Raw genomic sequence first — 22358 nt, forward strand, 5'->3', positions numbered from 1 at the left:
GGACTGCGCAGCGGCCCCAATCCATTGAATGCGGTTTGCCTGAAAAAACTGGATGACAGAACTGGGGCTGCTGCGCAGCCCATCGGGGATAAATCCCCTCGCCACAATAGTTCTTCTCACCAGCATAAGTTTCATTGCTCTAAAGAGTTGAGGTTGGCACAGGGTTGGGTGAGATGAACATTCTTTATGACGAACGCCTCGACGGCGCGCTGCCGGACGTTAATAAAGTCCAACTGTTGAAAACCCTGCAACAAGCCATCCCCGATCTCGACATTTTATGGCGCGAAGAAGAACTCAAACCCTACGAATGCGACGGCCTCTCCGCCTACCGCACCACACCCATGCTGGTCGCCCTGCCCCGGCGAATCGAGCAAGTGCAAACCCTGCTCAAACTCTGCCACCAAAACAACGTCCCGGTGGTCGCTCGTGGCGCCGGCACCGGCTTATCCGGTGGCGCCTTGCCGCTGGAAAAAGGCCTGCTGCTGGTGATGGCACGCTTCAACAACATCCTGCACATCGACCCCGCCGCCCGTATCGCGCGGGTTCAACCCGGGGTGCGCAATCTGGCGATTTCCCAGGCCGCCGCGCCGTTCGGTTTGTATTACGCGCCGGATCCATCCTCGCAAATCGCCTGTTCCATCGGCGGCAACGTCGCCGAAAACGCTGGCGGCGTGCATTGCCTCAAATACGGCCTGACCGTGCACAACCTGCTGAAAATCGAAGTGCTGACCATCGAAGGCGAACGCCTGACCCTCGGCTCCGACGCCCTCGACTCGCCAGGTTTCGACCTGCTCGCGCTGTTCACCGGTTCCGAAGGTTTGCTCGGGATCATTACCGAAGTCACGGTCAAACTGCTGCCCAAACCACAAGTGGCGAAAGTGCTGCTGGCCAGTTTCGATTCGGTGGAAAAGGCTGGTCGTGCGGTCGCTGAAATCATCGCGGCGGGGATCATTCCCGGCGGCCTGGAAATGATGGACAACCTCGCCATCCGCGCCGCTGAAGACTTTATCCACGCCGGTTATCCGGTGGATGCCGAGGCGATTCTGCTGTGTGAACTCGACGGTGTCGAAGCCGACGTCCACGACGATTGCCAACGCGTGCGCGAGGTCATGAATCTGGCCGGCGCCACCGAAGTGCGCCAGGCCCGCGACGAGGCCGAGCGCGTGCGTTTCTGGGCCGGCCGCAAAAATGCCTTCCCGGCCATCGGTCGGCTGTCACCCGATTATTACTGCATGGACGGCACCATCCCGCGCCGCGAATTGCCCGGCGTTTTGCAAGGCATCGCCCGCCTCGGCGAAGAATACGGCTTGCGCGTGGCCAACGTGTTCCATGCCGGCGATGGCAACATGCACCCGCTGATCCTGTTCGACGCCAACCAACCCGGCGAACTGCATCGCGCCGAAGCCTTGGGCGGCAAAATTCTCGAACTGTGCGTGCAGGTCGGCGGCAGCATCACCGGCGAACACGGTGTCGGCCGCGAGAAAATCAATCAGATGTGCGCGCAATTCAACAGCGACGAACTGAGCCTGTTTCACGCGGTAAAAGCCGCGTTCGACCCGAAAGGCCTGCTCAACCCCGGCAAAAACATTCCGACTCTGCACCGCTGCGCTGAATTCGGTGCGATGCACATTCATGCCGGGCAACTGCCCTTCCCCGAACTGGAGCGTTTCTGATGGCTGACGTCGACGCCTTGCTCGATCAGGTCAACGAAGCGCGGGCCAATGCCACACCGCTGAAAATCCAGGGTGGCAACAGCAAGGCGTTTCTCGGTCGCGAGGTGGCCGGTGAAGTGCTCGACACTCGCGCGCATCGCGGCATCGTGGCTTACGATCCCACCGAACTGGTGATCACTGCGCGCGCCGGCACGCCGTTGTCCGAACTGCTCGCGACGCTGGATGAAAATGGGCAAATGTTGCCATGCGAACCACCGTCGTTGGCCGACAGTGCCACGGTTGGCGGGATGATCGCGGCAGGATTGTCCGGGCCACGGCGACCGTGGTCGGGTTCAGTGCGGGATTTCGTGCTTGGCACGCGCGTTATCACCGGCCTCGGTCAGCATTTGCGTTTCGGCGGTGAAGTGATGAAAAACGTTGCCGGATATGACCTGTCGCGGCTGATGGCCGGCAGTTTCGGCTGCCTCGGCGTGCTCACCGAGGTCTCGCTGAAAGTCCTGCCCAAACCCCGCCAATGCCTGAGCATTCGCCTCGATATCGACTGTGCACGGGCACTGGCCAAACTGGCCGAGTGGGGCCAGCAACCGTTGCCGATCAGCGCCGCGTGTCACGATGGCGAAAGCCTTTATCTGCGTCTTGAGGGCGGCGAAGGCTCGGTGACCGCAGCGCATCAACGCCTCGGTGGCGAGGCGTTGGACTCGGTGTTCTGGCGTGATTTGAATGAGCAGCGCCTGAGCTTTTTCGACGAAGGCCAGCCGCTGTGGCGCCTGTCGCTGCCAAACAATCTCGGGCCGCTGGACTTGCCCGGCGAGCAACTGATCGACTGGGCCGGCGCGCAACGCTGGCTGAAATCCTCCAGCGCCGACATTCATGCCCTCGCCCAGTCACTCGGCGGCCATGCGACCTGTTTCACCCATGGCGCCAGCGAATCACCGTTTCAGCCTTTGCCCGCGACATTGCTGCGCTATCACCGCCAGCTCAAAGCGCAACTTGACCCGCAAGGACTGTTCAACCCCGGGCGGATGTACGCGGAGTTCTAGCCATGCAAACCACCCTCAGCGAACAATCGCGACAGTTGCCCCGCGCCGCCGAGGCGGAAAAAATCCTGCGCACCTGTGTGCATTGCGGTTTCTGTAACGCGACGTGCCCGACCTATCAATTGCTCGGCGACGAACTCGACGGCCCGCGCGGGCGCATCTACCTGATCAAGCAGGTGCTCGAGGGCGCGCCGCCAACCGCGCAGACACAATTGCATCTGGATCGCTGCCTGTCGTGCCGTAACTGCGAAACCACCTGCCCGTCCGGCGTCGACTATCACAACTTGCTCGACATCGGCCGCGCGGTGGTCGACGGCGCGGTGCCGCGCCCGGCGGCTCAACGTCTATTACGCGAAGGCCTACGCGCATTGGCGCCGAATCCGCGACTGTTCAAAGGACTGCTGCGAGTGGGCACAACGTTTCGCCCGCTGCTGCCGCGCTTGCTTGAGAGCAAACTGCCGCAGCATCTGTTGGTCAACGGTTCGCGCCCTGCCCCTCGGCATGCTCGCCGTGTGTTGTTGCTCGAAGGCTGCGTGCAACCGGGTTTGTCGCCGAACACCAACGACGCGACGGCGCGGGTGCTGGATCGCTTGGGCATCAGCGTCACGCCGGTGGCCGAGGCCGGTTGTTGCGGTGCGCTGGATTATCACCTCGACGCCCAAGCCAAAGGCCTCGCCCGCGCCCGACAGAACATCGACGCGTGGTGGCCACATCTGCAAAACGGCGCCGAAGCAATTGTGCAAACGGCCAGCGGCTGCGGCGCGTTCATCAAGGATTACGGGCATTTGCTCGCGGACGATCCGGGCTACGCGGCGAAAGCGCAGCGCATCAGCGAAATGGCCGTGGATCTGGTGCAGATCCTCGGCGATGAACCGCTGGAGCAAGTGTGTTCCGCCAGCGAACGACGCATCGCCGTGCATTGCCCGTGCACCTTGCAGCACGCGTTGAAACTTGGCGGCGCCGTCGAAGCAGTCTTGTCCCGCATCGGTTTCAACCTCTCCGCTGTCCCCGATGGCCATTTGTGCTGCGGTTCAGCAGGGACTTACTCATTGACCCAACCGGTGCTGGCCCGGCAACTGCGCGACAACCGCCTCAATGCGCTGGAGAGCGGTCGCCCTGAGCTGATCGTCACCTCCAACATCGGCTGCCAAAGTCACTTGGCCAGCGCCGGCCGCACGCCAGTCATGCACTGGATCGAACTGGTGGATCAGTCGTTGGCAGAATGAAGTTCGTAGGATTCTTCGTTTGCCGACGTAGGCGAAGGCTGCGATCTTTTCATCTATCCAATACGTGACCGTGGCAGGAATTTTTTTCATGACCGTGCAGCCGTTCGTCAGCCCCGACCTGATCCGCCAACGCTTCTCAAAAGCGATGTCCGACATGTACCGCGAAGAGGTGCCGCTGTACGGCGCGCTGATGGAGCTGGTCGAACAGACTAATCGCAGCGTTCTTGACCGGGACACGCAAATTGCCTGGCAACTGGAAAGCACCGGCGAAATCGAACGGCTGGACATGGAACGCCACGGTGCCATCCGCGTCGGCACTGCGACCGAACTGGCCACCCTCGCCCGCCTGTTTGCGGTGATGGGCATGCAACCGGTGGGTTATTACGACCTGACGCCGGCGGGTGTGCCGGTGCATTCCACGGCGTTTCGCGCGGTGCATGAGGATTCGCTGCAAGTCAGCCCGTTTCGAGTCTTCACGTCGTTGCTACGACTGGAATTGATCAAAGACCCTGAGCTGCGCACCTTTGCTGAATCCGTGCTGGCCAAGCGTTCGATCTTTACCCCTACGGCGTTGCTTCTGATTTCCCAGGCAGAAACGGCGGGTGGACTGATGGAAAGCGAAGCGCAGGAATTCGTCCTACAGGCATTGGAAACTTTTCGCTGGCATCACAGCGCAACGGTCACCGCCGCGCAGTACCAGACGCTCAGCGCCCAACATCGATTGATTGCCGACGTAGTCGCCTTCAAAGGCCCGCACATCAACCACCTGACGCCGCGCACGCTGGACATCGACCGGGTGCAAGAGCAAATGCCCGCCCATGGCATCACCCCGAAAGCCGTGATCGAAGGCCCGCCACGCAGGCAGTGCCCGATCCTGCTGCGCCAGACCAGTTTCAAAGCGCTGGATGAGCCAATCGCCTTCACCGATCAAGACGAAATCCAAGGCAGCCACAGCGCGCGATTCGGCGAAATCGAACAGCGCGGTGCAGCACTCACACCCAAGGGTCGCGCACTGTATGACTTACTGTTGAATGCTGCTCGCGATGAACTGGGGGACTTCCCCAACGAAGCCAACGCCGCACACTACAACGCGCTGATGACTCAGCACTTTGGCGAATTTCCTGACAGCGTCGAGGGCATGCGCGAACAAGGTTTGGCGTATTTTCGCTATTTCGCTACGGAAAAAGGACTGGCGGCGGGAGGACTTGGCGACGCGTCACTGGAGCAATTACTGCGCGATGGCTACGTGAAGGCAGAACCGCTGGTGTACGAAGATTTCCTGCCGGTTAGCGCGGCGGGGATTTTTCAGTCGAACCTTGGCGATGCCGCGCAAACGCACTATGGCGAGCATTCCAACCGACAGGCATTCGAACAGGCACTGGGCCGCACGACCATCGACGAGTTGGGCTTATATGCCGAAACCCAAAAGCGCTCAATTGAAGAGAGCCTGGCCGCGCTTTCGGGTAACCGCTGAAAAGATCGCAGCCTGCGGCAGCTCCTACATTTTGCTGCGCACTCCCCCTGTAGGAGCTGCCGAAGGCTGCGATCTTTTGATCTTAAAAAAACCTCAGCGCAATCTCGAAAGCAACGCAAAAGCCGTCTCTTCCGAAGAAGCCGGATTCTGCCCCGTCAGCAACAACCCATCCTCACGGGTGTAAACCGACCAATCCGGCCCTTTCGAAAAAATCCCGCCCTTGGCCTTCAACTCATCCTCAACCAAAAACGGCACCACATTCGTCAACTGCACCGCCTCTTCCTCACTGTTGGTAAACCCGGTCACCTGCTTGCCCTTGACCAACGGCTCACCGTCCGGCGCTTTGGCATGGCGCAACACACCCGGCGCATGACACACCGCCGCCACCGGTTTGCCCGCGTTATAAAACGCCTCGATCAACGCGATGGAATGACGATTCTCGGCCAGATCCCACAACGGCCCATGACCGCCCGGGTAAAACACCGCATCGAAATCCGCCGCTTTCACAGAGTCCAGCGTCACCGTCGAAGCCAGCGCCGACTGCGCCGCAGAATCCTTGCGAAAGCGCCCGGTCGCTTCAGTCTGCGCGTCCGGCTCGTCGCTCTTTGGATCCAGCGGCGGCTGGCCACCCTTGGGCGAGGCCAGTGTCAGCTGCGCGCCGGCATCCTTGAACACGTAATACGGGGCAGCGAACTCCTCCAGCCAGAAGCCGGTTTTCTTGCCGGTGTTGCCCAATTGATCGTGGGAGGTCAGAACCATCAGAATTTTCATGTCGTTCGGTCTCACTCGGTTTGAGGAATTTTCAGACGCAGGTCTGCGGGTGTGAGTGATTGACCCTCAGTAACGCAGGATCGTTTCAAATGAGCGGGTGATGGCATCAGGCCTTGATGCGCAAGAAGTTGCGCACTTGTTGATGATCCGCGGCCATCAATCCCGCTACACACTAGAGGCGACAAGGGCTTCAGGCGAGTGCGCAAGAAGTTGCGCACCACTGCGCAACTTCTTGCGCACATTCGCTATGAATCACCGTAAGTCATCCCGAATTCAGCTCTGCGCATTAGCGAACTCACCGGTTTCACTGGTTCTGAAACCTGTTGGCACGCTCCTTGATAACTGTCAGGCACCCACCGGGCGTTTTCGCCTCCGGGCACCTAAACTTTATTCCGCAAGGAGAGCACCCCATGGCAACACCAGCGTACATGTCGGTTACCGGCGAAAAACAAGGCCTGATCACTGCCGGCGCCTTCACCGCCGACTCCGTTGGCAACACCTACCAGGAAGGCCACGAAGACCAGGTTATGGTTCAGGCTTTCAGCCACGACGTGATCATCCCGCGTGACCCACAATCCGGTCAGCCAACCGGTCAGCGCGTTCACAAGCCAGTTGTGATCACCAAGGTCTACGACAAGGCTTCGCCTCTGCTGCAAGCTGCTCTGACCTCCGGCGAGCGCATGAGCGAAATCGTTATCCAGTGGTTCCGTACTTCTGCTCAAGGTACCCAAGAGCACTACTACACCACCAAACTGGAAGACGCGATCATCGTCGCCATCAACAACAAAATGCACAACTGCCAGGATCCAGGCAACTCGCACTTCACCCACCTCGAAGAAGTGCAGTTCACCTACCGCAAAATCACCTGGACCCACGAAGTATCCGGTACTTCGGGTTCCGATGACTGGCGTGCTCCAGTCGTTTAATTACGGCTGATTGTTACAAGCATCGGCCAGCTCTGCTGGTCGATGTTGTTTTCGCAACTCCAGATTTTTGTGACAGCACGAGGAACAAGGGATGTTCGCGCCGGCCAATGAAACCCACTTTGCCCTGACCATCGAAGGTCTTTCCGCTGACTTTCAGGTGTTTACCCTGCAAGGCCGGGAAGCCATCAGCCAGCCTTTTGTCTTCGAGGTGGAGCTGGTCAGTGAGCAGCCGTCGCTGGATCTCGAAACCCTGCTGCACAAACCGGCCTTTCTGCAACTGTCGCCCGACGGCAGCGGCATTCACGGCCAGATCTACCGCGCCGCGCAAGGCGATTCCGGCAAACGCCTGACTCGCTACTCCGTGACCCTGCGCCCGCAACTCGCGTACCTCGCGCACCGCGTCAACCAGCGCATCTTCCAGAACCTTACAGTGCCGAAAATCATCGGCATGGTGCTTGAAGAGCACGGTATCCAAGGCAACGCCTACGAATTCAAGACCGGTTCGATTTATCCCGAGCGCATTTACTGCGTGCAATACGATGAATCGGATCTGCATTTCATCCAGCGCCTGTGCGAAGAAGAAGGCATTCACTACCACTTCCAGCACAGCGCCATGGGCCACAAACTGCTGTTCGGCGATGACCAGACGATATTCCCGAAACTCGCGCCCGTGGCCTATCAGCAAGACTCCGGCATGGTCGCCAGCGACCCGGTGATCAAGCGCTTCGACCTGCGCCTGGAAACTCGCACCAGTCGCACCACCCGCCGCGATTACGACTTCGAAAAACCTCGCCTCACCCTCGAAAGCGAAAACCGTGGCGACGCCCTGCCCGACCTCGAAGACTACGACTACCCAGGCCGTTTCATTGACCGCGAGCGCGGCAAACACCTGGCCAAACGCGCCCTCGAACGCCATCGCAGCGACTTCCAGCTCGCCGAAGGCAAAAGCGATCAGCCATTGCTGGTCAGCGGCCACTTTCTCGCGCTGACGCAACACCCGAAAGCCAAATGGAATGACCTCTGGCTGCTCACCGAAGTCCTCCACGAAGGCAAGCAGCCGCAGGTGCTGGAAGAATCGGTCACCAGTGACACCACCGCGCTGAAAGACGATTTCCATCAGGGTTACCGCAACCGCTTTCAGGCCACCCCGTGGGACGTGCCGAACCGCCCGCCGCTGAACCACCCGAAACCGCGCATCCTCGGCAGTCAGAGCGCCGTGGTCACTGGGCCCAAAGGTGAAGAGATCCACTGCGACGAATACGGCCGCGTCAAAGTGCAGTTCCACTGGGATCGCGAAGGCCTGGCTGACGACAAAACCAGCTGCTGGCTGCGTGTCTCCAGCGCTTGGGCCGGCGCCCAGTACGGCGGCATCGCCATCCCGCGCATCGGCATGGAAGTGCTGGTCACCTTCCTTGAAGGCGACCCCGATCAACCGCTGATCAGCGGCTGCCTGTACCACAAGGAAAACACCGTCCCGTATGAGCTGCCGGCGAACAAAACCCGCAGCACGTTCAAGACCCTCAGTTCTATGGGCGGTGGCGGCTACAACGAACTGCGCATCGAAGACAAAAAAGGTCAGGAACAGATCTTCCTGCACGCCCAGCGCGACTGGGACGAGAACATCGAGCACGACCAGAAAATCCGCGTCGGCAACGAACGTCACGACACCGTCGAGCAGAACAGCTACAGCGAATTCAAAGCCGAAGAACACCACACCGTCTACGCCGACCGCAAAGTCGAAGCGCGCGCCAACGACCACCTCACCGTGGGCGTCAACCAGCACATTAAAATCGGCACCGGCCAATTCATCGACGCCGGCCAGGAAATCCACCTCAGCAGCGGCATGAAAGTCGTGCTCGAAGCCGGCGCCGAACTGACCCTCATCGGCGGCGGCAGCTTCATCAAAATCGACGCCGGCGGCGTGACCATGAGCGGCCCGGTGATCAACATGAACTCCGGCGGCAGCCCCGGCACCGGAACCGGCGCCGCCCCGCTGATGCCCGGCATCCTCAAACAGGCCGATGCCGACAAGGCCGGCCAAGTCCTGACCCCGGCGCAAATCAACACCCTCAAACGCAACGCGCCATTCTGCGAAGAGTGCGAAAAATGCAAGGCAGGTGCCTGTGCCATCTGATCGACTGACACCCAAGGACTGGCTGGCACAACAGCCGCTGCAAACTGGTGAGCGACTGTATTTGGTGATTAGTGCGGCGAGCGATGCCGACGCCCTGAAAAACCTCTACCTGAGCGAACCCACCGCCCAACTCATCCCGATCTGGGGCGGCACGCCCTACTCCACCTGGCAACCGGTGATGCCTTACGTCACCGAGCTCAAGCCTAATTCGGAATTCCTGTCGTGGATCGCTGATACCGATGCTCTCGATTGGGGTTGGCTGGCGGTATCGCGTTCGGAGCCGAACGAAGTGTTCGAGCATCTACGCAGCCTGACGCAGGTGAAAATGCCCGATGGGACGGAGGTGTTTTTCCGGTTCTGGGATGGCCGGCATATCTACCCGATCCTGCATGGGCTGGGGGAGAAAGCTGCGGAAGTGATGCCGATGTTTGAGCGGTATTTGATTAATGGGCAAGCGCTGGAGGTTGGCACGCGGGGGGTGCCGAAGGTGAAGGATTGGCCTTGGTGGGAGGTGCCGAAGGATTTGATGGATGGGTTGGCAAAGGAAAGTCCCGCAACGCTGATCGGCAACCTGATGCAGTGGCTGGAGCAAGACCGCCCGGACATTTACGCCGCATGGCCCGAGAGCAATCTGAAACTGAAAGTCGCCCGTTTCGTACGCCGCCCGGATGCGCCAAAAAACCTTAAAGAAGCACTGTTAAACCACCTGATTCTGGAGCAAGGCTGATGGATCGCGTTGCCTTTGTTGACAACCAACTGAACACCTTCAAGGACAGTCTGAAGCTGTATCAGGAACAAACCAAAACCTGGTACGCACAAGTCGCCGACAAGGGCAGCCGAGCAGCCGACCTCCCATCCTTACTGGGCATGGAGCGACTGATCAAGGTTGGCAACACCAGTACAGCGGTGAGCATGACCGACGGTGATTTCACCTCGAACGTGGCTCAGTGTCCGTTGAAGGGGCCACTGCTGATCGAGAGCAAATTCGAGTCCGTGTACGACATCCCACTGGGCGATATCGAAGTCGAAATCGTCGCCGTGGAAGGCGGAGCCGTCAGCAAAGTCAAACTCGACGCTGAAGGCAAAGCCGCCTGGAATGACGGTATTCCCGGCAAGTTCTACATGATCCGGGTTCACAATGACGTCACACCTGCGCAGATCGATACCCTTTTCAGTTCTTACAGTGGCGTCACCGCAGATCTTGAAGGTTTCCTGCGTAAAGAGTGGGCCGGTTTCAAACCGCAATGGTCGAACCTCTCCACCTCTGGCACGGCGATGGCAATCGGCAACGGCATTCTTGAAGGGGGCTGGGAGGCTATCAAGGGTGTGTGGGATGGCATCAACCAGGTTCTCGACATCCTGCAAGATCCAAAGAAGTTCGCGAAAGACCTAGGCACCGGCGCCGATGAACTGATCAAGGTTGCCAAAAGCACGCCTGACATCATGAAAAAAGCCATGTTGCTGGCCAGTGACGAAGCTGCGCTGTTCTTGCTGGTGCGCAGCGCCGTCATCTGGCTGGCAGGCTTGCCGCCGATGAAGATGGCCGGCGATGTGGCGAAAATGACCACGGCCATTGTCGTTGGTATCGCCATCGACATCGTGATCGGCGTGGTGCTGACGGTTGCAGCGGAAGGCACAGGACTGATCTACCTCGCCGCCCGACTGAAGAAATACGGTGAGCTCGTTCTCAACGCTGTAATCGGTTTCGTCAAGTCGCTGTTCAAGATCATCAATGGCTTTATGGAATACGTCGCGAAATACACCGCTGTAGCAGCACGTGGTGTGACGGCCAAGGTGAGAAACGGTATTTCCGAGTTGCGTTTTGATGGGAAGAAAAACGCAAAACTTGCTGATGGAAAAATCGCTGACGATGCGTCGAAACAAGCAACGACTCCGGCAGACAAGAGCGCAGAGCCGGCCGCCGATACCTGCACCAACGGATGCCCGGTTTCGATGGTCACCGGCGAGGAGTTGTTAACGTTGACCGATGGTCAACTCGACGGCCTTCTGCCGTTCGAGTGGACGCGCCTTTACAGAACCAGCGCTGTGGAAATTGATTGCGGTCTGGGCTATGGCTGGAGCCACGCCCTCGCTCATCGCATCGAAATCAATGGCGATGAAGTTATCTGGATCGACCACGAAAACCGCTCTACGCCCTTCCCGCTTCCAAATGAGCAACGTCCGGCAATCACCAACAGCCTTTCAAAAGCTGCCATTTTTCTCGGTGACGACCCTTCGGAGCTGGTTCTCGCACAAGCTGGCAAACGTCCATCGTTCTACCACTTCCGTTACAACAACAAAGGCGCAACCCTGATCGCCATCAGCGACAGCTATGGCAATCGCCTGCACGTTACACGCGACATCCACGGTCGCATCAAGCGTCTCGACAACGGTGCCGGCCGCGCACTGCTACTGCGCTACGACCGCAAACACATCATCGCGGTCGACTATCAGCAGTTTCTGCCTGCGGATACTCTCGAGGATGCCTGGAACACTGTTCAGACGCTGGTTACCTACAGTTATGACGCCCAGCAACGTCTGATCGAGGCGAAGAACGCGGCTGGTGAAGCCGAACACTATCGCTACAACGAACAGCACGTCATTCTCGAACGACAACTGGCAGGCGGTGCGGCGTTTTATTGGGAGTGGGAAAACGAAGGCAAGCTGTCTCGTTGCATCCGTCACTGGGCCAACTTTTCGCAAATGGAAGCGCATTACGCCTGGGATGACAAAGGCAGCGTGACCGTCACCAACGCCGATGGCAGCGAAGAGGTCTATACCCACGACGATCAGGCGCGACTGATCAGCAAGATCGACCCGGACGGTGCCGAACACCTCAAGGCTTACAACGACAAAGGCCAGTTGATCGCGGAAAAAGATCCGCTGGGCGCGGTCACCGAATACCGCTACGACGACAACGGCTTGATGACCGCCGTCATCCCGCCGGAAGACGAAGCCACTACCTACGAATACATCAACGGTTTCGTCAGCGACGTACAGCGCGGCAAAGCCAGTTGGAAATACCAGCGCAACCGTCAGGGCGATATCACGCAGCAAATCGATCCCGACGGAAATACCACGCTCTACAGCTATGACGGTCAGGGCCGCCTGCTGGAGATTCGCCATCCGGACGGCAGCCGTCACCAACTTGGCTGGAACAACCTCGGACAATTGCTGGAAGAGCGACTCCCCGATGGCGGCCAACGCAAGTACCGTTACGACGCGCTGGGTCGACAGATCACCCGGCAGGAAGAGTCCGGCGCCATCACCCAATATCAGTGGGACGCCGCTAACCGACTCGCACAGCTGACGCTGCCAGGTGGTGCAACGCGGGCTTTCACCTATAACGCTTATGGCAATGTCACCGCTGAACGCGATGAGCTCGGCCGCATCACCCGTTACGAATACGCTGATAATCTGCATCTGGTCAGCCGTCGCATCAATCCCGACGGCAGCCAACTGCGCTATCGCTATGACAACTCGCGTCTGCTGCTGACTGAAATCGAAAACGAGCGCGGAGAGCATTACCACCTCGACTATTACGCCAATGGCCTGATCCAGCAAGAAACCGGCTTCGATGGTCGTCGTACGGCTTACGAGTACGATCTCAATGGCCAACTGCTGAAGAAAACCGAGTTCGGTGACGATGGCAGCGAACTGATCACCGAATACCAACGCGATGCCGCCGGACGACTGTTAGTCAAAACCCTGGCCGATGGCGAGGAAGTTCACTACAGCTACGACGCCCTCGGTCGGCTCGTAAGCGTCGATGACGGCCATTGGCCGCTCGCCTACAAATACGACCTGCAAGACCGCCTCATCGAAGAACACCAAGGCTGGGGTACCCTGCGCTACGAGTACGACAGCGTCGGCCAGCTCAAACACTGCCGCCTCCCTGACGGCAGCAAACTGGATTACCGTCACCAGCCCGGTGGGCAACTCAGCACCATCGATCTCGATGGCTCACGCCTGACCGCTCACCAATTCAGCGCCGGTCGCGAACAACAGCGCCAGCAAGGTCTGCTGCTCAGCCAATACCAGTACGATGAACAGGGTCGTCTGCAAGCACACAGTGTCAGCCAGCGGGACAAAAACCTGTTCCAGCGCCGTTATAACTACGACGCCAACGGCAACCTCGCCGGCATCGATGACAGCCGTAAAGGTAACCGCAGCTACCACTACGATCCGCTCGACCGACTGATCAGCGTGCGCGGTGCCACACCAGAAAGCTTCGCCCATGACCCGGCAGGTAACCTGCTTGGCCAGAGCAATGAAGGTACGGCCAACCTGGCCAACGTCAAAGGCAACCGCCTGCTGATGCAGGGTGATCGGCATTACGAGTACGACGCGTATGGCAATCTAAGTCGCGAGCGACGTGGCACAGGACAGAAACTCGTCACCGAATACCGTTACGACTGCCAGCACCGCTTGATCGGCGCGAGCCTGCCGGGCGGCCGCATCGCAGCCTACAATTACGATGCCTTCGGTCGACGTATCGAAAAAACAGTCGACGGTCATACCACTGAGTTTTTGTAGCAAGGCGAACGCCTGATCGCCGAGAGCGCTGAGAACCGCTACCGCAGCTACATCTACGAACCGGGCACCTTCCGCCCGTTAGCTATGCTCGACGGCGAAGGCCCGCGCAAGGCCACGCCTTTTTACTATCAACTCGATCACCTTGGCACACCGCAGGAACTCACCGATTACAGCGGCGAGATCATGTGGTCGGCGAAGTACCGAGCCTACGGCAACCTCGCCGCGTTGGACGTCAGCGAAATCGATAACCCGTTGCGGTTCCAGGGTCAGTATTTCGATGCCGAGACAGGGTTACATTACAACCGGCACCGCTATTACAATCCGGGGACTGGAAGGTTTCTGACGCCGGATCCGATCAAGCTTGCGGGTGGGTTGAATAGCTACCAGTACGTGCCTAACCCTACGGGTTGGGTGGATCCGCTAGGGTTGAATAGCACTAATTGCCCCAAGAAAGTGGACACAAGCGAGTACCAAACCCGTAAAGATCTACGAACCGATGTTTATGATGCGAAGCGCCCTGAAGGTAGGCATGCGACAAAACACACAAATGCACAATCAGCGGAGCAGGCAAAATCACTCAGCTTGGGCCAGGGTACAAGAGACGGAAAACCGGAAGCATCCTACCTGCCTGATATAGCTAATAACGTCAGTGGGTTTGAAAAGCAAGCAGCCTACTCCGCGGTGCGCGATGGAAATGTATTTGATCACGGTGGCTCAAGATATATGTTTTACAGATCAGAAACCCCGGTCGGCTACAATAACGGAGAACTAACAAACTGGATAAGAATTGAGCTTTCAAAAGCTGGCGAGCCTGTAATCCATAGTTTTCCCGCTGCACCAGAACAAGTTAAAAAATATATGGGCAACGTAAAATGAGATCAAAACTTGACTACAAGCTGCAACCTATTCGAGTGCCAAGCGGCTGGACAATAACAATCAACAATCTATTTGAAGTCGAGTTAACACCGGATACCAGCGACTGGTTTTCCAGCTCAGTGCTGATTGGCGGTGTTCGACGCAGCACCGGGCATTGCTTTGACTCGAGAGTGGAGCCAGAGGGTGACCCTAACGGAGAATTTGTGATTGATTTCCTGACAATCGAATACGACAAAAAAGGAAAACCGATTAAAAACTCCGAAAATTTTCTTTTTGAATTCAGAACAAAAAGCAAACTTGAATTTATCGAAAAAATTGAAAACTTCATGATTGAAATTTAAAAATCAACCAATTTTTCAGGCGTGTTTTTTTTCGAATGGTCGTTATTTGGTCGGGGAAGTACCAAGCGTACGGCAACCTCGCCGCGTTGGACGTCAGCGAAATCGATAACCCGCTGCGGTTCCAGGGTGAGTATTTCGATGCGGAGACAGGGTTACATTACAACCGCCACCGCTACTACAATCCGGGGACTGGACAATTTCTGACGCCGGATCCGATCAAGCTTGCGGGGGGTGAATAGCTACCAGTACGAATTTATTGGCCAAACCCATTTGAAGGTCAAAGATGACAGGACAGAAAAAAAATCCCTCGTAGCGTTTGGTATGGACTCGAAGGGACGGGCTACGATAATATTGCCCAAGAACTTACTTCCGAAGATCCACTTTTAAGAAAATGGGCTTCAATATATGCTACTTACAAATACCAATTTACAGAAGAACCGCACCAATATTACGAATTTATTCACAGCTCAAAACACTCGAAATACACGCTAATAATATTCACGATACCTACCAAAACGATTGATACAAATGATGGAATTGACGATCGAGACATCAGCATATTAGTTCTTAACACCATGGATTCTGAAGATGAGATAAACACCATTCTGAAGAAGCTGGATATAAACCCAGAATTATTTACGCCCGCGTGGCGGTGCGAATACCCCCTTTAAAATAGCAATAGATCCAAACTAGCGAAGCTGGCTTACGAAGCGCTGGAAGGGACAGATTTATTTTCTACGTACTAATAATAAATCTTCCCCCTTTTCTTATGACTATTGGCCACTCGTGTACAAATATTACAACGTCGGTCAAATGAGCCACGGCCATCCACCGTATGACAGCACTCTGGATTATCGTCATTTGTTCGGAGGACGCCTTAGCAGTATCGACCTGAGCGGCTCTCGCGGTCGAGTACAACAGCGCCTTCCTACCTCTACGGGGTGGGTGGATCCGTCGGGGGTTGAATAGGTGTCCGGGAACGACAAATTACAAAGGTGTCCCCATCAGCAATATTGAAAAACCACCTGGCGAACGCTGGTGGATACAGTCCCAAAACAGGAATCAAAGACGCTCACAACAGTGAGGACTTTCAAGCTGCGACGGATAACAAACTGCATATAATTTCGAAACTCAAAGTCCAAAAACCCCTACACCATCTGAAATCAAGTATGTCCGAGATCCCTTAGATAGAATTGGGAAACCTGTAAGAATAAAAGAATTTGGCAATCTAAAAACAGTCTATGATCCATAGTGTGATTTCAACCGAAAAAATATTCAACTCGGGCAGAGAAGCAGCTGCGTCTGGGTACAACCAAGCGCGGGCAGGTGGCAATCGGGTATACAGTGCGTCTCACAACGGCATTACGTTTAGGATCTACCTAGATGAAACACTGACAACCGTCACTAATTCCCACCCAACAATGAAGCAAATTATGACCATGCACAATCTTTCAAAAAAACAAACCGACATTATCCACAACTGCCTACTGGACTTATTGGAGTCGAACTCATTAAATAATCCGAGCTTCCTACCAAAGGCGTTGAATAGCCTTATCAAATTACAAGGGTTCGGGATCGAAATGTCGGGAATTTATATCAGCCTCGACGAAGACCAGCAAAATGTACCAGACTACTTAGATGAAGGTATCGCATTTGAGTTCATGGATGATCAAGTCACACTATCATTTAAGGAAGCTATTAGAATCATCATTGATTGGTGCCACTCGCACAACCAGACAAAACAATTTAATCTGGACGAAACACTAGACAACCTGAAGAAAAGACTTCTCTAATCTATAGATGCTGTGCCTGCGCTCTAACAAAAAGAATTGAACAAATTTATTGTCCATACTAAAAAAACCACTCAAAGCGGCGAAATGGTCACAAAACGCAAGAGCGATAAAACGACATATACGGGTTCACTCCATGAAATCGAACCAAGAAGACGAGTCGTATGAAAAACTCTGTATCTGGTTAGGAGAATCGGAAGATTCGAACTGGACGAAATACAGCACTGAGCTCGTTGCAAAAACAGTACTCATTGATTTCACGCAGAAGCAATGGGAGAAATTGGAAAAAGAAGTTTTAGATAAGCCCGAGTTTGGCAGCAACGCTGCGTAGTGTCCTTAGGCGAAGATCGTAGCGATCACGCTGTTACGATTTTAAAACTTTTATTATCAAAATCGCCATACAAAGACGTAAAAATACTGTCAGCGTACGAACTCGATTGGGCTGAAGTGCCAATCGAGAAAAAATACGCCAGCTTTATAAAAAAGATAATTGACACAATCCCTTCGTCTGAAATCGAGCCAGAAATTTACAGCCTGCTTGCAAAAGCGGAAAGATCAAAACTATAAAAAACAATCATGAAGCCATTACCGCTCAACGGACACTACGTCTACTACAAAGCACCTTGGTTACACTGGGCTCATTTGAATTTCGGTTTAAAAAAGGCTTCATCAATGAGCAAGGCATTGCTGACTATATCTGCGACGGACTAACAAAAATATCTCCCCCAGAGGCTTATGAAATCGCCACTCTGGGCGCGACAGAGCATCAATTGCTGCGAGAATTACTGCAAACCCTCCTCAGCAAAGACTCGCATCAAGTAGAAAGTGAAGAAGAAGCAATCAGACCTTGGATTTATCTGACTCTTTCTTATTTATTCGAAAATAAAGATTTGGCAGATGACCCTCTTGAAAGCATAGAGGAATTATATGCAGACTTAGGTTATCCGGAAGAAATTGCACCAATAATTAGATACATGCCATTAACTGAAGGCGCAGTCGGCTCTGAGGAACTCTACGACAACTGGAAAACAATATTATCCAATTACGAAGATTATTTTCAGAACAGAATCAAACAACATTGACGCTCAGTATCTATGATCGAGATGTAGAACGCGGCTGGTGAAGCCGAACACTATCGCTACAACGAACAGCACGTCATTCTCGAACGACAACTGGCGGGCGGTGCGGCGTTTTATTGGGAGTGGGAAAAATGAAGGCAAGCTGTCTCGTTGTATCCGTCACTGGGCCAACTTTTCGCAAATGGAAGCGCATTACGACTGGGATGACAAAGGCAGCGTGACCGTCACCAACGCCGATGGCAGCGAAGAAGTCTATACCCACGACGTTCAGGCGCGACTGATCAGCAAGATCGACCCGGACGGTGCCGAACACCTCAAGGCTTACAACGACAAAGGCCAGTTGATCGCGGAAAAAGATCCGCTGGGCGCGGTCACCGAATACCGCTACGACGACAACGGCTTGATGACCGCCGTCATACCGCCGGAAGACGATGTGCCTTATCCAAATGCTGGTTTTAAAGGTGGCAAACCTGGCGCAACAGACGGCCATCCGGTATTGAATTCCATTAGAATTGTTGTCGAAGCAAATACGAACAATATAGTTACAGCGTTCCCAATGTGAGTTACAAAATGAAAAAAATATTCTACACAGCAGAAGCCTATATCAGCACGTACGCCCAAGGCACCGACCTTGTGATAATAAAATCAGCAGACGGCACTCTGTATGGTGCTTCATTTGAATTTGACATATGCACAAAGGATATTATTAAAGCCGCGATCGGTAAAAATGAAACATTCAACGAGGATAACTCAAAGTTTACAGAAGCCGAATGGGTAGAATACACTGACGATATCGGAACTGTACCGGCAAGCTGGTTAGACATTACCACAACCGCACTTCCAGATATAATATTAGGATACCAACTCGAAGGCGAAGCAACTATCCACCACTTCGAGAGTTAAAAGCTAGAACACATCTAGGCTTATTCCAGAAATCAAAACAGCAGCCCAACGATACACAACGCTGCTTTAACCATAACCACCCTTTCTCCACGCTAGAACATGACGAACGAAAAAATTGGGGAGAGTAGTGCGATGTATTTTCTTAGAGAGCAACAACATCAATCCCGAACTACCCACGTCTCCGTGGAATTGCGACCCATCCGATGAATCAAGCGAAAAATCAAAATTATATGTAGCTAATTGAAAAATAAAAAAGTTGTTCTAATCGCAGCTTTACCCCTTGAATAGTGCTCGCTTCCTGATTCTCATAGCTGCTTCCATAATCTATCCAGAGGAAAATAAAGCATGGACATTAAGGAGATAATCAATCTTGGCGGAGTAATAACTCTAGATAACTTGTCCGACCTCAGCGGATCCGACATATCACTCATCACAGACGAATTAAGAGAGGATCTTTTACAAGCATCTCTACCACAAGAGCAGATAATAGACATTGGGTGGTATCCAGAATTCGATAAAAACGCAGCCTTTAGAATTTCGCTCATCTAAAATCAAAATTGGGGGTCACCCACGCACAGCGAAAATGCGAGAAGCTGGATTGATCCCGATGAATCATTAAAAAATATACTAGCAAAAACAGATAAACAGTGACTTTTTAATCCATTAACACACAAAACAAGACGGATTTATTTCCTACAGAACGAAGACAACCCCGCACCCTTCTATCCATGCAATCTATCCGCAGAAATAATGTTAAAACAAAACAAAAGACCAATACTTAAAGGAACGGCGCCTTAGAAGCTCTAAGGAACATAGAATTCATCTTAATTTCTCTGCAAAATGGAATCTACTATTGCGACAAACCAATAGAAGACTACCAAAAAGCCACAACTGCGTTCATTGACGACGAAAAGATCACTCAACGCCTTGCCAACGTAAGAAAGGTCATTAGCGAAAATTTTGATCCTACACTTGGAGAGGATGGCATGGATGACATAGAGCGTCACATGGAAGGAGTTGAATTCTGGAAACCTTGAGTTCCTGTTGCCTACAACATGAAAAGATTATGCATATTTTTTTAAGCTAGATCACCCAGCTATCACTATCGGCGTATGAATAGTCATCCAGTGGATCGGGTTGTTCAATTCGTAGATCCTGCCGCTTCCCTCACGTTGTGCATCGCGGCTTCACCGGTCTCACCCAACACACCCTGCCCCTTCCTTAACCCCAAAATTAAGGTTCACCTAAGGTTCCATCGTTACCATCCCGCCCCATGAACCACTGTCGCCCATGAGTCGCGGATGAGACCTTCTGATATGAAAGCCTTAGATTTTCCAGCCCAGCAGCAGGCGAATTTCAGCGTTGTGCTGGTGAATTACAAGACGCCAGACTTGACCAAAATGTGCCTTGAGCTGCTGCGTGAGCACGTTCAGGAGCAGCGCATTCCGGTGTGGGTGGTGGACAACGATTCCGCAGACGCTAGCCTCGATTATCTGCGTACGCTCGACTGGATCAATTTGATCGAACGCCCTTCTGTAAAAGGTGAGCAGGGTCATATCGCGCATGGCAAGGCGCTGGATCTGGTGCTGGACAGGGTTGAAACCGATTATCTGTTTCTGTTGCACACCGATACCTTTGTTTATGACAAAGAGGTGTTTGCGATGATGATGCGCGAGTGCGCGAATAATCCGGATATCGCCGCCGTCGGTTGTGTCGAGCAAATCAATCGCGGGATGCTCAGAGAGACATGGCGATTAACTTCGCGTTTCTGCAAGCACTATGTCCGTCGCGCTAAAACTCAGTTGGGTTTGAAAACCAAAGAGCCGAAGCCGTATCGGGAAACTCATCTGAAGAGTTTCTGCACGTTGTGGAATGCTCGTCTGGCCAAGTCTCATGGTTTGCACTTTTGCATGGATGATCGGGTGCCTGGATATACGCTGCAGGATCGCATGGTGAGCTTGGGCTATGGCATCAAGTTTCTGTCGCCACGCAAGATCTTCAGCTATCTGGATCACATTCAGTCAGGCACCGTCGCGGCCGCAGGCACCTACGGCAAGGATCATCGACGTACGAAAATGTACGAGGCGTCGATCAAGCGTCTTGAACAGCAGCGAGACAAGGCCGGGATGCAAGCGTCGGCATAATTAAAGACACAAAAAAGGGCGACTATTCAGTCGCCCTTTTTTGTTGCCGAATTTTGTATACATACGCTTCGATTAAAGTGTTCGCCCAGTGTTATGGCCTGGCAATCCATGCACCGGTAAAGAGCCCTGACACTGGGCGAACGGAAGGGATTTTAATTGAAGTTGGCGCTTATGTCGTCATGAAGAATTGTGAAATTTATGTACTGGAAAGTTAAAAACTCTGTCACTCGGATATTTACCGACAAACTTCCTACAGAATCTTTTATATGATTGTTCTCATACACAAAGCTGTACAAGAACAATCATTCTGTAGAGTTAATACTCAGCTTTCATGCTGACTGGTCACTTTTAATATATCGGTGTAAGTGACGATGACGCTCTGCCCTACTTTCAGATCTTTCAGTTTGGCTTGAATTTCAGGCTTTTTCACGTCGAGTGTTTTCGATTGGCCCGACGGGTTTTCCAGGGTTACCTGATTCTTCTTCAAATCAATTTTGGTGATTTTCAGTTGCACCTGAACCTGACGAAACGCTTCGCCGCCGGGGTTATCGGTGCCCGGCGCCTTGCGCAGTTCGCCGGTGCGTTCGGTCGTGCCAGGCAGACCTTTATCCACGTCGGTATCCAGGTAAGCGGCGACAGAACGCTGGACTTGGACTTTGACCAGATCACCGACCTTGAGGTTGGCGAGGTTTTTCGCCTTGTCGGTGAGTTGTACGTGAACCTGACGGCCTTCCGCGCCTTCGAGCACAACCTGATGGTTGGCGGGATCGACGGTGACGACTTTGGTGGTGACCTGATCCGCTTCGATGGTGGCGGACAGCGGAATATCGGCGGCAAATGCTCCGAAGCTGGTGGCGGACAGTACGGTTGCGAGGGTGATGGCTTTGGCCAGTGCGTGGAGCTTCATAAGCAATACTTTCCCTGTGATGAATGGCAGCCACCGTCGCCAAAACGTTTTTGGCGACGGATGTCCGATTGAGCATAGCCGCTGTTCAGGGCTTGGTTTGAGATTGTTTTGCGGTGTCTTGTGCGGTGGATTCGCCGCTGGGGGTGCCTTTGCCGTGGCTTTGGCGCTGCTTGGGATCGGTGGGGCGCAGGGCGTCGTTGTCGCGCTCGGTTTCACCGGCGGGACGCGGTTCATCGGGGTGTTCGCTGGGAGTGATGGGTTTCATGGTAGGTGTCCTCAGGCTTCGGGGTCGTCGAGTTCGCGGGCGACGTTGATGGCGGGCGAATCCTTGTGCAGGTCAGCGGCTTTGGCACGGAGGATCTGCCATTGCTCTAGGTCGATGGAGCCTTGGCCGAGCAGGTCGTCGGCGATGCGTTGCAGATCCAGGTAGTGAGCGTCGGGGGATTGCTGCCAGTAGGTTTCGTCGTCGAACAGACGCTGCCAGGTGGTGAGGTCTGGGGGTTGCAGGTCGTCGCTCATGATCAATCCTCGACAGGTTTCT

19 protein-coding genes and 2 pseudogenes are annotated in these 22358 nt (G+C 54.4%); 17 read left to right on the forward strand and 4 right to left on the reverse strand.

Features of this window, described 5'->3' with window-relative positions:
- The first annotated feature begins 173 nt into the window (after window positions 1-173).
- The 4 genes from glcD (at window position 174) to QMX93_RS17585 (ending at window position 5410) form a co-directional block, all read left to right on the forward strand.
- Window positions 174-1673, forward strand: a complete 1500-nt coding sequence (gene glcD / locus QMX93_RS17570; RefSeq protein WP_053119213.1) for a glycolate oxidase subunit GlcD — start codon at window positions 174-176, stop codon at window positions 1671-1673.
- The gene (gene glcE / locus QMX93_RS17575) at window positions 1673-2713 is read left to right on the forward strand and encodes a glycolate oxidase subunit GlcE (protein ID WP_282357361.1); all 1041 of its coding nucleotides are present in this window, start codon (window positions 1673-1675) and stop codon (window positions 2711-2713) included. Before glcD ends, glcE begins: the two co-directional genes overlap by 1 nt.
- A gap of 2 nt (window positions 2714-2715) precedes the next feature.
- The gene (gene glcF / locus QMX93_RS17580) at window positions 2716-3936 is read left to right on the forward strand and encodes a glycolate oxidase subunit GlcF (RefSeq protein WP_282357362.1); all 1221 of its coding nucleotides are present in this window, start codon (window positions 2716-2718) and stop codon (window positions 3934-3936) included.
- Window positions 3937-4024: 88 nt separating this feature from the next.
- Window positions 4025-5410, forward strand: coding sequence for a VOC family protein (locus QMX93_RS17585; RefSeq protein ID WP_282357363.1), 1386 nt, complete (start codon window positions 4025-4027; stop codon window positions 5408-5410).
- Between the two features lie 93 nt (window positions 5411-5503).
- Here QMX93_RS17585 and QMX93_RS17590 read toward each other — a convergent pair whose 3' ends face one another.
- Window positions 5504-6181: a type 1 glutamine amidotransferase domain-containing protein gene (locus QMX93_RS17590; protein ID WP_282357365.1), complete on the reverse strand. Its 678-nt coding sequence runs from the start codon at window positions 6179-6181 to the stop codon at window positions 5504-5506.
- 410 nt (window positions 6182-6591) lie between these two features.
- Here QMX93_RS17590 and QMX93_RS17595 point away from each other — a divergent pair, with 410 nt between their 5' ends.
- The 13 genes and pseudogenes from QMX93_RS17595 (at window position 6592) to QMX93_RS17655 (ending at window position 20910) form a co-directional block, all read left to right on the forward strand.
- Entirely contained in the window at window positions 6592-7107 is a 516-nt protein-coding gene (locus QMX93_RS17595) for an Hcp family type VI secretion system effector (protein ID WP_007919523.1), read from the forward strand.
- Window positions 7108-7198: 91 nt separating this feature from the next.
- Window positions 7199-9241 carry a type VI secretion system tip protein TssI/VgrG gene (gene tssI, locus QMX93_RS17600; RefSeq protein ID WP_159812492.1) on the forward strand — a complete coding sequence of 681 codons (2043 nt, stop codon included), beginning with the start codon at window positions 7199-7201 and terminating at the stop codon, window positions 9239-9241.
- On the forward strand, window positions 9231-9968 hold the full coding sequence (locus QMX93_RS17605; RefSeq protein WP_282357372.1) for a DUF4123 domain-containing protein: 738 nt from the start codon (window positions 9231-9233) through the stop codon (window positions 9966-9968). Before tssI ends, QMX93_RS17605 begins: the two co-directional genes overlap by 11 nt.
- Window positions 9968-14653 (forward strand): annotated as a pseudogene (locus QMX93_RS17610) (RHS repeat-associated core domain-containing protein). The gene QMX93_RS17605 and the pseudogene QMX93_RS17610 overlap by 1 nt, the downstream one beginning before the upstream one ends.
- Window positions 14650-14994 carry a hypothetical protein gene (locus QMX93_RS17615; protein WP_282357374.1) on the forward strand — a complete coding sequence of 115 codons (345 nt, stop codon included), beginning with the start codon at window positions 14650-14652 and terminating at the stop codon, window positions 14992-14994. The pseudogene QMX93_RS17610 and the gene QMX93_RS17615 overlap by 4 nt, the downstream one beginning before the upstream one ends.
- 35 nt (window positions 14995-15029) lie before the next feature.
- On the forward strand, window positions 15030-15233 hold the full coding sequence (locus tag QMX93_RS17620) for an RHS repeat-associated core domain-containing protein (RefSeq protein WP_282357376.1): 204 nt from the start codon (window positions 15030-15032) through the stop codon (window positions 15231-15233).
- A gap of 1014 nt (window positions 15234-16247) precedes the next feature.
- Complete coding sequence (locus tag QMX93_RS17625; protein WP_282357378.1) at window positions 16248-16787, forward strand: hypothetical protein; 540 nt, start codon at window positions 16248-16250, stop codon at window positions 16785-16787.
- 133 nt (window positions 16788-16920) lie between these two features.
- Window positions 16921-17115 carry a hypothetical protein gene (locus QMX93_RS17630; protein ID WP_282357380.1) on the forward strand — a complete coding sequence of 65 codons (195 nt, stop codon included), beginning with the start codon at window positions 16921-16923 and terminating at the stop codon, window positions 17113-17115.
- A 292-nt stretch (window positions 17116-17407) separates the two neighbouring features.
- On the forward strand, window positions 17408-17866 hold the full coding sequence (locus QMX93_RS17635; RefSeq protein WP_282357382.1) for a DUF2247 family protein: 459 nt from the start codon (window positions 17408-17410) through the stop codon (window positions 17864-17866).
- A gap of 12 nt (window positions 17867-17878) precedes the next feature.
- Window positions 17879-18296, forward strand: a pseudogene (locus QMX93_RS17640) (RHS repeat protein); the annotation flags it as partial.
- Between the two features lie 137 nt (window positions 18297-18433).
- Window positions 18434-18766, forward strand: a complete 333-nt coding sequence (locus QMX93_RS17645; RefSeq protein WP_282357384.1) for a hypothetical protein — start codon at window positions 18434-18436, stop codon at window positions 18764-18766.
- A gap of 345 nt (window positions 18767-19111) precedes the next feature.
- Window positions 19112-19315 carry a hypothetical protein gene (locus tag QMX93_RS17650; RefSeq protein ID WP_282357385.1) on the forward strand — a complete coding sequence of 68 codons (204 nt, stop codon included), beginning with the start codon at window positions 19112-19114 and terminating at the stop codon, window positions 19313-19315.
- Between the two features lie 767 nt (window positions 19316-20082).
- On the forward strand, window positions 20083-20910 hold the full coding sequence (locus tag QMX93_RS17655) for a glycosyltransferase (protein WP_282357387.1): 828 nt from the start codon (window positions 20083-20085) through the stop codon (window positions 20908-20910).
- Window positions 20911-21232: 322 nt separating this feature from the next.
- Here the strand turns inward: QMX93_RS17655 and QMX93_RS17660 are convergent, their stop codons facing one another.
- From QMX93_RS17660 to QMX93_RS17670, 3 genes are all read right to left on the reverse strand, one after another.
- Window positions 21233-21817, reverse strand: a complete 585-nt coding sequence (locus QMX93_RS17660) for a hypothetical protein (RefSeq protein WP_053119178.1) — start codon at window positions 21815-21817, stop codon at window positions 21233-21235.
- Window positions 21818-21902: 85 nt separating this feature from the next.
- A complete protein-coding gene (locus QMX93_RS17665) occupies window positions 21903-22082 on the reverse strand; it encodes a hypothetical protein (protein WP_053119175.1) in 180 nt (59 codons plus the stop codon).
- 11 nt (window positions 22083-22093) lie between these two features.
- Window positions 22094-22336, reverse strand: a complete 243-nt coding sequence (locus QMX93_RS17670; RefSeq protein ID WP_282357389.1) for a hypothetical protein — start codon at window positions 22334-22336, stop codon at window positions 22094-22096.
- Window positions 22337-22358 lie beyond the last annotated feature (22 nt).

The sequence above is a fragment of the Pseudomonas sp. PS01303 genome, from assembly GCF_029959385.1.
GTDB lineage: Bacteria > Pseudomonadota > Gammaproteobacteria > Pseudomonadales > Pseudomonadaceae > Aquipseudomonas > Aquipseudomonas rustica.